The organism is uncultured Nocardioides sp. (assembly GCF_947488025.1).
GTDB lineage: Bacteria > Actinomycetota > Actinomycetes > Propionibacteriales > Nocardioidaceae > Nocardioides.
This window is the reverse complement of sequence record NZ_CANKYS010000001.1, coordinates 267,559-280,453: the sequence shown is the minus strand read 5'-3', so window position 1 is coordinate 280,453 and position 12,895 is coordinate 267,559. Positions and strand designations below refer to the sequence as shown.

Below are 12,895 nucleotides of genomic sequence, written 5' to 3'. Positions count from 1 at the left end.
GCCCCTTCTTGCGCCAGGTGATGACGACGACTGCCGAGACCTCCGCTCCACCCGCCGACCCCTCCGGCAGCCGCTCCGGCGACGTCGACGTGCCGGCGGTGACCGCGCGCCACTTCGGCCTCGCGGTCCTCGCGCTGGCGATGGGCGGCTTCGCGATCGGCACCACCGAGTTCGTCACGATGGGCCTGCTGCCCCAGATCGCCGCCGGCGTGGACGTCTCGATCCCCACCGGCGGGCACGTCATCTCGGCGTACGCCGTCGGTGTGGTCGTCGGCGCGCCGGTGCTGGCGTTCCTCGGTGCGCGGCTCCCGCGGCGGGCCCTGCTGGTGGCCCTGATGGCGGCCTTCGCCGTCGGCAACGCGGTGAGCGCGCTCGCGACGTCCTACGAGCAGCTGATGGTCGCCCGCTTCGCCGCCGGGCTGCCGCACGGTGCCTACTTCGGCGTCGCCTCCCTGGTCGCTGCCAGCATGGCGCGGCCCTCGCACAAGGGGCGCGCGGTCTCGCTGGTGATGCTCGGCCTGTCGGTCGCCAACGTCATCGGCGTACCCGCAGCGACGGTCCTGGGCCAGGAGCTCGGCTGGCGGGCGGCGTTCTGGGCGGCCGGCGGGCTCGCCGTGCTGACCCTCGGGCTCGTCGTCTGGCTCGTGCCGTCGGTCCCCGGCGACCCGGGTGCGAGCGGGCGCCGCGAGCTGTCGGCCTTCAAGGTGCCGCAGGTCTGGCTGACCCTGCTCGCGGGCGCCGTCGGGTTCGGCGGCATGTTCGCCGTCTACACCTACATCGCCCCGGTGGTCACCGACGTCGCAGGGCTGGGGGAGAAGGCGGTGCCCGTCTTCCTGCTCTCCTTCGGCCTCGGCATGGTGGCCGGCACCTGGCTGGCCGGGATCATGGCTGACTGGTCGATCTTCCGCTCGCTCATCATCGGTGGCGTCGGCATGGCCTTCACGATGCTGGCCTTCTGGGTCGCCGCGCCCCACGGCTGGGCCGCCCTGCCGGTCGTCTTCCTCATCACCACGCTCGGCTCGGTGCTGGTCGTCAACCTCCAGCTGCGGCTGATGGACGTGGCGGGCGATGCCCAGACACTCGGTGCCGCCATGAACCACGCCTCGCTCAACATCGCCAACGCGCTCGGCGCGTGGCTGGGCGGCCTGGTCATCGCGGCCGGCTGGGGACTCCGTGCCCCCGCCCTGGTCGGGCTCGTCCTCTCGGTCGCCGGGGTGGCCATCCTGCTGCTGTCGGCCGCCCTCCACGTGCGGGGACGGGACGCCGTACGCGCCTGAACCGCGCGGCGGTGCACGACCTTCCCGATGATGTTGCGTGGTGTTAACACGGGCGGAACTGTGGCGTAGCCCGGACTTGTAACGATCCAATCCATGAGGGGCGGGCAGTCCGCCCCAGATCTTCCGGAGGGGAACGTCATGGACGAGGACAAGATCGCGCGCCAGATGGAGCGCCGCCGCCAGCTCGCCGACCGCAACACCGGTGCGGTCGTCGACCTACTGGGACGACGTGAGGAGCTGCGGGGGATCTACCCCGCCGCCGACCTGGTCGCGGAGAACGTGGGCTGGGCCGTCTGAGCCGGGGCGTGGGCCCGGTGCGTGTGCGCCGGGCTCACGCCCAGCCGTAGACCATGCCCATCGCCGAGCGCACCTCGTCGAGCGTGGCCTCGGCGACCTCGTTGGCACGGGCGTTGCCGCGGCGGAGCACCTCGTCGAGGTAGCCGGGGTCGGCCTCGAGCTCGGCGCGACGGGCCCGCAGCGGGGCGAGCTCGGTGTTGATCGCCTCGGTGAGGCGGCCCTTCAGCGCCCCGCCGCCACCGTCGCCGATCTCCTCGGCGACCGCCGCCGGGTCGACGCCCTCGCACAGGCCGATGAGCGTCAGCAGGTTGGCGACCTCCGGGCGGGCATCCGGGTCGTAGGTGATCACGCGGTCGCTGTCGGTCTTGGCGCCCTTGAGCTTCTTGGCGGTCTCGTCGGCGCTCATCCGCAGCTCGACGACGTTGCCCTTGGACTTGCTCATCTTGGTGCCGTCGGTGCCGAGGATCAGCGGCGCCTCCGACAGCAGCGCACCCGGCTCTGGGAACACCGGGGCGTACCTGTCGTTGAAGCGGCGCGCGACCACGCGCGTCTGCTCGAGGTGGGGGAGCTGGTCACGTCCGACCGGCACGACGTTGGCCTTGCAGAACAGGATGTCCGCGGCCTGGTGCACGGGGTAGGTGAGCAGCAGCCCGCCGATCGAGGTGATGCCGGCCGACTTGGCCTCGTCCTTGACGGTGGGGTTGCGCTGCAGCTCCGCGACGCTGACCAGGCTGAGGAAGGGCAGCATCAGCTGGTTGAGCGCGGGCACCGAGGAGTGGGTGAAGATCGTCGCCTTCTCCGGGTCGAGCCCGGCGGCGATGTTGTCGACCAGCAGGTTGCGCACGTTGCCGGCGATGTCGCCGGCGACCTCGCGGTCGGTGATCACCTGGTAGTCCGCGATCAGCTGCCAGATCTCGGCGCCGCTGTCCTGGAGGCGGAGGCGGTTGCGGATCGAGCCGAAGTAGTGGCCGATGTGCAACGCCCCGGTCGGACGGTCCCCGGTCAGCATGCGCAGCGAGGCCGGGTCCTTGGCCATCTGCTCCTCGATGGCGTCGCTGCGAGCCTGTGCGGCGCGGAAGGTGTCACTCACGCGGCAGATCCTTTCACGGGGCTGATCGGCTCCGCGACGGGGTTCTGTAGGGTCTCGTGGGTGCCCACCATCGGAGTAGCGATCGCGATTCCCGAGCCCTGGGCGAGCGAGCTCCAGGGCTACCGGACCAGCGTCGGCGACCTCACGGCGACGCAGATCCCCACCCACATCACGCTGGTCCCGCCGACCGAGGTGCCCGACGCCGACCTCCGGACGGTGCGCGCGCACCTGACGCACGCGGCGTCCGCCGTGTCGCGCTTCGACATCCACCTGCGCGGCACCGGCACCTTCCGCCCGGTCTCGCCCGTCGTGTTCGTCACCCTGGCCGAGGGCATCTCGGGTTGCGAGGTGCTCGCGGACGCCGTACGACAGGGACCGCTCGAGGTCGAGCTGCACTACCCCTACCACCCGCACGTCACCATCGCCCACCACCTCGACGACGAGGCGCTAGACCGGGCGTTCGCGGAGCTCGCGGAGTTCGAGTGCCGCTTCGCCGTCGACGCGTTCAGCCTCTACGTCCACGACGCCGACGCCGGCTGGCGGGCCACCGACCACTTCGAGCTGGGCTGAGCGGGTGCCGGTCCTCGACACCGTGAAGGAGCGCGTCGCCGGTGTGCGCGAGCGGCGCCCGGTCGTCGACCACCTCGTGCGCGCCGTCGAGCACTACGGGCAGGTCAACGGCAGCGCCCTCGCCGCCGCGGTGACCTACTTCGCGTTCCTGTCGTTCTTCCCGATCCTCGCCCTCGCATTCGCGATCTTCGGACAGGTGACGGAGGTCTACGAGGGCGCCGAGGACACGCTGGTCGACGCGGCCAACTCCGTCCTCCCCGGCCTGGTCGGCGGCGACAGCGGCGTCCCGCTCGACACCCTCCAGTCCGCCGCGCCGGGGATCTTCAGCGTCGGCATCCTGCTCACGCTCTACTCAGGCCTGGGCTGGCTCTCAGGCATGCGCGCCGCGCTGATGGCGATCTTCGAGGAGCCCGAGCGCGAGCGACCGAACTTCGTGTTCGGCAAGCTGCGTGACGTGCTCGCCCTCCTGGCCCTCGGCTCGATCCTGGTCACGAGCGTGGCGGTGTCCGGCGTCGCGACCAAGGTGCTCACCCCGATCATGGAGTGGCTCGACCTGGGCGTGGTCGCGGAGGGCTTCTTCTGGGCGCTGGCGATCGGCCTCGGCCTGGCAGCCAACACGTTGCTCTTCTTCGCCTTCTTCCGCCTGCTCGCCCAGCCGAACACCCCCAGCCGGTCCCTGTGGTCCGGATCGCTCCTGGGTGCCGTCGTGTTCGAGGTCCTCAAGCAGCTCTCCACCTTCCTGCTCAAGGCCACGGCCGAGTCCGCGGCGTTCCAGGCCTTCGGCATCGCGCTCATCCTGATGATCTGGATCAACTACACCTCCCGCGTCGTCGTCCTCGCCGCAGCCTGGGCCCACACCTCGCCCGAGGCGCGCGCCCTCCGCGACGCGAACCGGGTCGCCGACCAGATGCCCGAGGGACCCCGCATCGACCTCGCCGCGGCAGCGCCCGGCGTACTCTCCACCACCCCTGCCGGCGGCACCTCTCCCAAGGCGGCCTTCGCCGCCGGCGCCGCCTCGATGCTCGGGCTCGTCGCCCTCCTCCGCCGCCGCTGACCCCGCCCCCTGCTCCCGCCCGCCCGCCCACCCACCCGCCCCCTGAGCGGTGCGTGACGCACGTTCTTGCGGTCGACAACGTGCCTCACGCACCTCTGCTCGGAGGGGGCGTCGTTCAGCGGTGCGTGAGGCAGGTTCGATGCGCCCAGAAGCTGCCTCACGCACCGCGGGCCGGCCGGCCACCGCGGGCCGCTGGCCGTCCACAGCCCGGACGAGACCGTCATCCTCCACAGCTGCCAGATCGGCCGGTGGTCCCGTCCGACCGCGACCGCTGCCATGGGTGCATGTTCCCCGTGCCCAACGCGTTCCGGAGTCGCCCCTTCACGCGGGAGGAGGCCTTGTGTGGCGGGATCAGCCGAGGTGTGCTCCAGGGCCCACAGTTCAGGCGCCTCTACGAGAGCGTCTACTGCCACGTCGACCACGTGCCGACCTTCGAGGACCGGCTCAACGCCGCCCGGCTGACTCTCCCGGACGGTGCTCGCGCCGCGGGCATCACCCGGCTCCAGGAACTGGGACTCGACTACGGGCCACGCAGCCCGCTCCACTTCGTGGTTGAGGGAGACCTGCACCTGGTGATCGACGGCATCTACCTCCACCGCACCGTCAAGCTGCCACCGCTCGGCGAGGACGGCGTCACGGCGGCCGCGGCCTTCGTGGCCTATTGCGCCGAGGCGCGGACGATCGACGCGATCAAGGTGGGGTGCGACCTGCTCCGGTCGAAGCTCATGGACCGGCACGACCTGGACCAGCTCCTGTGCGAGGAGAAGTGGCGTCGCGGAGCGTCCGAGGCAACCTACGTGCTGCCCTACCTCACCGACCGGTGCCGTTCCATGGCCGAGGCCGAGCTGCTCGCGTACGTCGTCGCGGCTCGGCTCGGACCGCCCCAGGTCAACACCGCGGTGGAGATCGCGCGCGGCGTCCGAGTCACTCCCGACCTGTGGTTCGGCGAGCAGCGTGCTGCGGCGGAGTACGAGGGAAGCCATCACCAGGAGGACCGTGCCCAGTACAACGCGGACATCGACCGGTACCGCGCCTACCGGCGGCACGACGTGGCGTACGAGCTCGTCACCAAGGAGCGGCTTCGCACACCCAGGACGGCCGTGCGCGCGCTCCACTCGATGTTGCTGAGCCGCGGTTACGAGGGTCCGCCGCCGGAGTTCGGACCCGAGTGGGACGCGCTGTTCATGCGCTTGTCCGACGTCGTCAGGCCGCATGGGCCCCGCCACCGGGCGGGGTGAGTGACGCAGGCTTTCGGAGTGCAGAACCTGTCTCACTCACCGCTCGGACGATCGTCCGCGCTGGAGCGGTGGGTGACGCACGTTTTCGGGCCGTAGAACGTGTCTCACGCACCGCTGGCCAGGCCCCGGAACGGCAGCAGCTGGAGGAGCGGCAGCACCCGAGACGCGACGAGGGCCGGGGGAGACCCCCGGCCCTCGTGCGTGTGGAGCGGATGCGGCTCAGTGACCGTGCTTGATCGCGGTGCGGAGGTCCTTGTTGAGCTGCGAGATCACGTCGAGCGGGATCTCCTTGGGGCAGGCGGCGGTGCAGGCGCCGATGTTGGTGCAGCCGCCGAAGCCCTCGTGGTCGTGCTGGGCGACCATGTTGACCACGCGCTCGTCGCGCTCGGGCTGGCCCTGGGGGAGCAGGCCGAGGTGGGTGACCTTGGCGCCCATGAAGAGCGAGGCCGAGCCGTTGGGGCAGGCGGCGACGCAGGCGCCGCAGCCGATGCAGGTCGCGACGTTGAAGGCGCGGTCGGCGTCGTCCTTGGGGACCGGGACCGAGTGGGCCTCGGGCGCCGAGCCGGTGTTGACCGAGACGTAGCCGCCGGCCTGGATGATCCGGTCGAAGGCGCCGCGGTCGACGACGAGGTCCTTGACGACGGGGAAGGCGTCGGAGCGCCACGGCTCGATCGTGATGGTCTCGCCGTCGCTGAACGAGCGCATGTGGAGCTGGCAGGTCGTGGTGACCTCCGGTCCGTGCGCGTCGCCGTTGATCATGAGCCCGCACATGCCGCAGATGCCCTCGCGGCAGTCGGAGTCGAACGCGATCGGGTCCTCGCCCTGCTCGTTGAGCTGCTCGTTGAGCACGTCGAGCATCTCGAGGAACGACATGTCGGGGGAGACGTCGGCCAGCTGGTAGGTGTGCATCGCACCGGCGCTGACGGCGTCGGGCTGACGCCAGATCTTGAGGGTCAGGTTCACTTGTAGCTCCGCTGCTTCATCTCGATGGCCGTGTAGACCAGGTCTTCCTTGTGCAGGACGGGTCGCTCGTCGAGGCCGGCCCACTCCCAGGCGGAGACGTAGGCGAACTCGTCGTCGTGACGCAGCGCCTCGCCGTCCTCGGTCTGCGACTCGCCGCGGAAGTGGCCGCCGCAGGACTCGCGCCGGTTGAGTGCGTCGATGCACATCAGCTCGCCGAGCTCGAAGAAATCGGCCACCCGGCCGGCCTTCTCCAGCGACTGGTTGAGCGACTCGCTGGTGCCGAGCACCTTGACGTTGCGGTAGAAGTCGTCGCGCAGCCCGCGGATCAGGTCGATCGCCTTCTTCAGGCCCGTCTCCGTGCGCTCCATGCCGCAGTACTCCCACATGATGTTGCCGAGCTCGCGGTGGTAGGAGTCGACGCTGCGGGTGCCGTTGACGGACAGGAAGTGCTCGATGCGGTCGGTGACCGACGTACGCGCCTCGACGACCGCCGGGTGGTCCTCGCCGATCGGCTCGAACGGGCCGTCGGCCAGGTAGTCGCGGATCGTGTGGGGCAGGACGAAGTAGCCGTCGGCCAAGCCCTGCATCAGCGCCGAGGCGCCGAGGCGGTTGGCGCCGTGGTCGGAGAAGTTGGCCTCACCGGTGACGAACAGGCCCGGGATCGTGGACTGCAGGTCGTAGTCGACCCACAGGCCGCCCATCACGTAGTGCACGGCCGGGTAGATGCGCATCGGCACCGAGTAGGGGTCCTCGCCGGTGATCCGGGCGTACATGTCGAAGAGGTTGCCGTACTTGTTGGCCACCGCGTCGCGGCCGAGGCGGTCGATCGCGTCGGCGAAGTCGAGGTAGACGCCACGTCGTACGCCCTCCACCTCGGGGCCGACGCCGCGGCCCTCGTCGCAGACGTTCTTCGCTGCCCGCGAGGCGATGTCGCGGGGGACCAGGTTGCCGAACGAGGGGTAGATCCGCTCCAGGTAGTAGTCGCGGTCCGCCTCGGCGATCTCGCGCGGGTCCTTGTCGCAGTCGGCCTGGTTCTTCGGCACCCAGATGCGGCCGTCGTTGCGCAGCGACTCCGACATCAGCGTCAGCTTGGACTGGTGCGAGCCGGAGACCGGGATGCACGTCGGGTGGATCTGCGTGTAGCAGGGGTTGGCCATGTAGGCGCCCTTGCGGTGCGCACGCCAGGCGGCGGTGACGTTGGAGCCCATCGCGTTGGTGGACAGGTAGAACACGTTGCCGTAGCCGCCGGAGGCGAGCACGACGACGTCGGCGAGGTGGGTCTGGACCTCACCGGTGACCATGTCACGCGCGATGATGCCGCGCGCCTTGCCGTCCGCGACGATCAGCTCGAGCATCTCGTGGCGCGTGAACATCGACACCGTGCCGGCGGCGATCTGGCGCTCGAGGGCCTGGTACGCCCCGATCAGCAGCTGCTGCCCGGTCTGGCCGCGGGCGTAGAAGGTGCGGGAGACCTGGACGCCGCCGAAGGAGCGGTTGTCGAGCAGGCCGCCGTACTCGCGGGCGAACGGGACGCCCTGGGCGACGCACTGGTCGATGATGTTGGTGCTGACCTCGGCGAGGCGGTAGACGTTGGACTCCCGCGAGCGGTAGTCGCCGCCCTTCACGGTGTCGTAGAAGAGGCGGTGGACGGAGTCGCCGTCCTCCTTGTAGTTCTTCGCGGCGTTGATGCCGCCCTGCGCGGCGATCGAGTGCGCGCGCCGCGGCGAGTCCTGGTAGCAGAACGTCTTGACGTTGTAGCCGGCCTCGCCGAGCGTGGCCGCGGCCGAGGCGCCGGCCAGGCCGGTGCCGACGATGATGATGGAGAGCTTGCGGCGGTTGGCCGGGTTGACGAGGCGGGCCTCGAACTTCCGGTTCTGCCAGCGGTCCGCGATCGGGCCCTGTGGCGCCTTCTCGTCGACCAGCGGCGTGCCCGGGGTGTAGTAGCCCGCGGCGTCGTCGTAGTCGCCGTCGAGCGACCCGCTGAGCGAGGCCTCCGTCGAGGTGACGGTGTCCGGCATGTCCATGTCGTGGCTGTCGTTGCTCACGTGCGGTGACCCCTTACTTGGTGATGATGCCCGCGAGCACGGCGAGCGGGACGAGGGAGAAGCCGACCGAGACGATCAGCGCGATGACGAAGCCGAAGACCTTGGCGCGCTGCCGCTTGGCGGCGGTGCCGGTCCAGCCGAGGGTCTGCGCCGCGCTCCAGATGCCGTGGTGCAGGTGGGCGCCGAGCGCCAGCATCGCGACGATGTAGATCAGCGTCATCCACCAGAGGTCGAAGGTGTCGACCATCAGGTCGTACGGGTCGTTGGTCGCGCCGCCCTGCGGGTTGACCTTGCCGATCGTGAAGTTGAGCAGGTGCCACACCAGGAAGACGAGGATCGTCACGCCGCCCCAGCGCATCATCAGGCTGGCCCGCGTCGCGCCGGTGTCCTTCTTCATGACGTACTTGGTGGTGCGGGCACGAGCCGCGCGGCGCCAGAGCACGACGGCGCAGTAGACGTGCACGACCAGCGACGCGATGAGGCCGAGGCGCAGGATCCAGAGCGCGCCCTCGTGCGGCAGCATCGGCTCGCCGAGCTCGCGCAGGTGGTGGGCGTACTCGTTGAACGCGTCGTGCCCGGCAAACGCCTTGAGGTTGCCGTACATGTGCGCGAGCACGAAGCCGAGGAAGATGAAGCCGCTGACCGCCATGCCCAGCTTGAGCGCGATGGTCGTGCGCGATGCCCGCGCACCCTTCACCAGCGTCGGCCGAGGGGGAGTGAGTTGGGATGCCACGCCGCCACGGTATCGCGGCGTTCGGACGCACGACGCGCCGAGGCCGTGTGAGGTTTTGCTGGGCGCGTTGTCTTCCGCTCAGGCGTGACACAGGTCATAGTCGGGACCGTCGTCCGGGAGCACTCCCGGACTGCCGGGACCTTCACGGAGGACGCATGGCGACGACCGACCACGGCGTGAGCAGTCCGACCCGAGCACGCATCGACGCACGGACCCTGCGCCAGGACCGGTGGTGGCTCTCGCCCCTCACGACGTTCGTCGTGTTCTCGGCGTTCGTCGTCTACGCGACGGTCCGCGCCTTCATGGGCCGTGACTACTACGCCTCGCCCTACCTGTCGCCGTTCTACTCCCCATGCCTGGGCGACTGCGTCGAGGGTGCCTCCGACTTCGGCCAGCCGTTCGCGTGGTGGCCGCTGTCCGCGGCGCTGATCATCCTCATCTTCCCGCTCGGCTTCCGGATGACCTGCTACTACTACCGCAAGGCCTACTACCGGGCGTTCTGGCTCAGCCCGCCGGCGTGCGGCGTCGCCGAGCCCCACGGGTCCTACTCGGGCGAGACGCGGTTCCCGCTGATCCTGCAGAACCTCCACCGCTGGTTCTGGTACGCCGCCGTGCTGGTCGGCCTGGTGCTGACCTTCGACACCGTCCTGGCGTTCCGGCCGATGCCCGCGGAGTACGCCGTCGGCGACGGGGAGACCAGCGGCATCCACATGGGCCTGGGCACGCTGCTGATGATCGTCAACATCGTCTTCATCTGGCTCTACACGCTCTCGTGCCACTCGTGCCGACACATCGTCGGCGGCCGGCTGCGCCACTTCTCCAAGCACCCGGTCCGCTACCGGCTCTGGACCTGGGTCTCGCGGCTCAACGAGAGCCACGGCAAGTGGGCGTGGTACTCGCTGTTCTCGGTCGCGATCGTCGACCTCTACATCTTCCTGCTCGCCACCCACACGATCCAGGACGTGAGGTTCTTCTAAGTGAGCGACACCAGACATCCGATGACCGGCAACGAGATGTCGCCGGAGGCGCGCGGCGGCATGGAGCGGCACGCGTACGACGTCGTGGTGATCGGCGCGGGCGGGGCCGGGCTGCGGGCCGCGATCGCCGCCCACGAGGCGGGCGCGCGCACGGCCGTGGTGTGCAAGTCGCTGCTCGGCAAGGCGCACACCGTGATGGCCGAGGGCGGCGCCGCGGCGGCGCTGGGCAACCGGTGGCCCGAGGACACCTGGCAGGTCCACTTCCGCGACACCATGCGCGGCGGCAAGATGCTGAACAACTGGCGGATGGCGCAGCTGCACGCGCAGGAGGCACCCGAGCGGGTGCTCGAGCTCGAGGACTGGGGCGCGCTGTTCGACCGCACCGAGGACGGGCTGATCTCGCAGCGCGACTTCGGCGGCCACCGGTACGCACGGCTCGCGCACGTCGGCGACCGCACGGGGCTCGAGCTGATCCGCACCCTCCAGCAGCGCACTGTCCAGCTCGGCGTCGACGTCTTCATGGAGTGCACGGTCACCGAGGTCCTCAAGCAGGACGGGCGCGTCGCGGGGGCGTTCGGCTACTGGCGCGAGACGGGTCGCTTCGTCACCTTCGAGGCACCGAGCGTGATCCTCGCGACCGGCGGCATCGGCAAGTCCTACAAGGTGACGTCCAACTCCTGGGAGTACACCGGCGACGGCCATGCCCTGGCCCTGCGCGCCGGCGCGGACCTCATCAACATGGAGTTCGTGCAGTTCCACCCGACGGGCATGGTGTGGCCGCCGTCGGTGAAGGGCCTGCTGGTCACCGAGTCGGTGCGCGGCGACGGCGGCATCCTCACGAACTCCGAGGGCAAGCGCTTCATGTTCGACTACATCCCCGAGTTCTTTCGGGCCGAGACGGCCGACACGGTGGAGGAGGCGGACGCCTGGTACGACGACAAGAAGAACAACCGCCGACCGCCCGAGCTGCTGCCCCGCGACGAGGTCGCGCGCGCCATCAACTCCGAGATCAAGGCCGGGCGCGGGTCACCGCACGGCGGCATCTTCCTCGACATCGCGAGCCGCCGCGACGCCGACTACATCCGCAAGCGGCTGCCGTCGATGTACCACCAGTTCAAGGAGCTCGCGGACGTCGACATCACCGCGGAGCCGATGGAGATCGGGCCGACCTGCCACTACGTCATGGGCGGTGTCGAGGTCGACCCCGACACCCAGCAGTCAGCCGTGCCCGGCCTCTACGCCGCGGGCGAGGTCAGCGGCGGCATGCACGGGTCGAACCGGCTGGGCGGCAACTCGCTGTCCGACCTGCTGGTGTTCGGCAAGCGGGCGGGGGAGTCGGCGGCGGCGTACGCCACGACCGGTGAGCGGCCGGCCGTCGCCGAGGCCGACGTGAAGGCCGCCCAGGCCGACGCGCTGGCGCCCTTCGACGTCGCTGCCGGTCCCGGGGGCGGCGGGGAGAACCCCTACACGATCCAGCACGACCTGCAGCAGGCGATGAACGACCTGGTCGGCATCATCCGCACCGCACCCGAGCTCGAGGAGTCGCTCGGCGAGCTCGCGCGGCTCAAGGAGCGCGCGGACCGGATGGTCGTGGAGGGGCACCGGCAGTACAACCCCGGCTGGCACCTCGCCCTCGACCTGCGCAACATGCTGCTGGTCAGCGAGTGCATCGCGAAGGCGGCACTGGCCCGGCAGGAGTCGCGCGGCGGGCACACCCGCGACGACTTCCCGGGCCCCGACCCGGAGTGGGGCGCGAAGAACCTGGTGCTCTCGCTCGACGAGTCCGGTCACGGCGTCGACATCGCGGAGAAGCCGCTGCCGGTGATGCCCGACGACCTCCAGCAGCTCTTCCAGGACACGTGAGGGGACAGTCATGGCCTACGACCTGAAGATGCGTGTGTGGCGCGGCGACGCCGAGGGCGGCGAGCTCACCGACTACACCGTCGAGGTGTCCGAGGGCGAGGTCGTGCTCGACGCGCTGCACCGGCTGCAGGCGACCCAGACCGGCGACCTCGCGATCCGCTGGAACTGCAAGGCCGGCAAGTGCGGTTCCTGCAGCGCCGAGATCAACGGCCGACCGCGCCTGCTGTGCATGACGCGCCTCTCGGACTTCGAGCCGTCCGAGACGATCACCGTGACGCCGATGCGGACCTTCCCGGTGATCCGCGACCTCGTCACCGACGTGTCGTTCAACTACGAGAAGGCCCGGGAGCTGCCGTACGCCGAGCTGGGCCCGCGCGACGCCGACGGCAAGCGCCGGATGATGCAGGTCGACGTCGAGCGCGGCCAGGAGTTCCGCAAGTGCATCGAGTGCTACCTGTGCCAGGACGTGTGCCACGTGGTGCGCGACCACGAGGACAACAAGCAGCACTTCGCCGGGCCGAGGTTCTTCATCCGCTACGCCGAGCTCGACATGCACCCGCTCGACACCCATGACCGCCGCAAGCTGGCGCAGGACGCCGCCGGCCTCGGGATGTGCAACATCACCAAGTGCTGCACCGAGGTGTGCCCGGAGGGCATCCACATCACCGACAACGGGATCATCCCGATGAAGGAGCGTGTCGTGGACCGGAAGTACGACCCGCTCGTCTGGCTCGGCAACAAGATCGGCCTGCGCTCGAAGGACGACGAGGGCCGCACCGAGGTCTGAC

At 70.1% G+C, this 12,895-nt stretch carries 12 protein-coding genes; 8 read left to right on the top strand and 4 right to left on the bottom strand.

Features of this window, described 5'->3' with window-relative positions; translation table 11 throughout:
- Positions 1-20 precede the first annotated feature (20 nt).
- Both Q1B24_RS01280 and Q1B24_RS01275 read left to right on the top strand, forming a co-directional pair.
- Positions 21-1,277 carry an MFS transporter gene (locus Q1B24_RS01280; protein WP_299922369.1) on the top strand — a complete coding sequence of 419 codons (1,257 nt, stop codon included), beginning with the start codon at positions 21-23 and terminating at the stop codon, positions 1,275-1,277.
- 138 nt (positions 1,278-1,415) lie between these two features.
- A complete protein-coding gene (locus Q1B24_RS01275) occupies positions 1,416-1,574 on the top strand; it encodes a hypothetical protein (RefSeq protein WP_299922367.1) in 159 nt (52 codons plus the stop codon).
- A gap of 34 nt (positions 1,575-1,608) precedes the next feature.
- Here Q1B24_RS01275 and trpS read toward each other — a convergent pair whose 3' ends face one another.
- Entirely contained in the window at positions 1,609-2,664 is a 1,056-nt protein-coding gene (gene trpS / locus Q1B24_RS01270; protein WP_299922365.1) for a tryptophan--tRNA ligase, read from the bottom strand.
- A gap of 60 nt (positions 2,665-2,724) precedes the next feature.
- Between trpS and Q1B24_RS01265 the strand changes: the two genes are divergently transcribed.
- The 3 genes from Q1B24_RS01265 (at position 2,725) to Q1B24_RS01255 (ending at position 5,526) form a co-directional block, all read left to right on the top strand.
- On the top strand, positions 2,725-3,234 hold the full coding sequence (locus Q1B24_RS01265; protein WP_299922363.1) for a 2'-5' RNA ligase family protein: 510 nt from the start codon (positions 2,725-2,727) through the stop codon (positions 3,232-3,234).
- A gap of 4 nt (positions 3,235-3,238) precedes the next feature.
- Complete coding sequence (locus Q1B24_RS01260) at positions 3,239-4,288, top strand: YihY/virulence factor BrkB family protein (protein WP_299922360.1); 1,050 nt, start codon at positions 3,239-3,241, stop codon at positions 4,286-4,288.
- A 362-nt stretch (positions 4,289-4,650) separates the two neighbouring features.
- The gene (locus Q1B24_RS01255) at positions 4,651-5,526 is read left to right on the top strand and encodes a hypothetical protein (RefSeq protein WP_299922358.1); all 876 of its coding nucleotides are present in this window, start codon (positions 4,651-4,653) and stop codon (positions 5,524-5,526) included.
- A 219-nt stretch (positions 5,527-5,745) separates the two neighbouring features.
- On the opposite strand, the gene Q1B24_RS01250 is transcribed toward Q1B24_RS01255, so the two are convergent.
- Genes Q1B24_RS01250 through Q1B24_RS01240 form a run of 3 tightly spaced genes read right to left on the bottom strand, consistent with a single transcriptional unit; the run spans position 5,746 to position 9,267 of the window.
- A complete protein-coding gene (locus Q1B24_RS01250; RefSeq protein ID WP_299922356.1) occupies positions 5,746-6,489 on the bottom strand; it encodes a succinate dehydrogenase/fumarate reductase iron-sulfur subunit in 744 nt (247 codons plus the stop codon).
- A complete protein-coding gene (locus Q1B24_RS01245) occupies positions 6,486-8,507 on the bottom strand; it encodes a fumarate reductase/succinate dehydrogenase flavoprotein subunit (RefSeq protein WP_299923192.1) in 2,022 nt (673 codons plus the stop codon). The genes Q1B24_RS01250 and Q1B24_RS01245 overlap by 4 nt, the downstream gene beginning before the upstream one ends.
- 40 nt (positions 8,508-8,547) lie before the next feature.
- Positions 8,548-9,267, bottom strand: coding sequence for a succinate dehydrogenase cytochrome b subunit (locus Q1B24_RS01240; protein WP_299922354.1), 720 nt, complete (start codon positions 9,265-9,267; stop codon positions 8,548-8,550).
- Between the two features lie 155 nt (positions 9,268-9,422).
- Here Q1B24_RS01240 and Q1B24_RS01235 point away from each other — a divergent pair, with 155 nt between their 5' ends.
- From Q1B24_RS01235 to Q1B24_RS01225, 3 genes are read left to right on the top strand one after another with little or no spacing between them, the layout of a single operon-like run.
- Positions 9,423-10,244 carry a hypothetical protein gene (locus Q1B24_RS01235; protein ID WP_299922352.1) on the top strand — a complete coding sequence of 274 codons (822 nt, stop codon included), beginning with the start codon at positions 9,423-9,425 and terminating at the stop codon, positions 10,242-10,244.
- Positions 10,245-12,107, top strand: coding sequence for a fumarate reductase/succinate dehydrogenase flavoprotein subunit (locus Q1B24_RS01230; protein ID WP_299922350.1), 1,863 nt, complete (start codon positions 10,245-10,247; stop codon positions 12,105-12,107).
- Positions 12,108-12,117: 10 nt separating this feature from the next.
- Positions 12,118-12,894 (top strand): succinate dehydrogenase/fumarate reductase iron-sulfur subunit, encoded by a 777-nt coding sequence (locus tag Q1B24_RS01225; RefSeq protein WP_299922348.1) that lies wholly within the window; start codon positions 12,118-12,120, stop codon positions 12,892-12,894.
- Position 12,895: the final 1 nt, after the last annotated feature.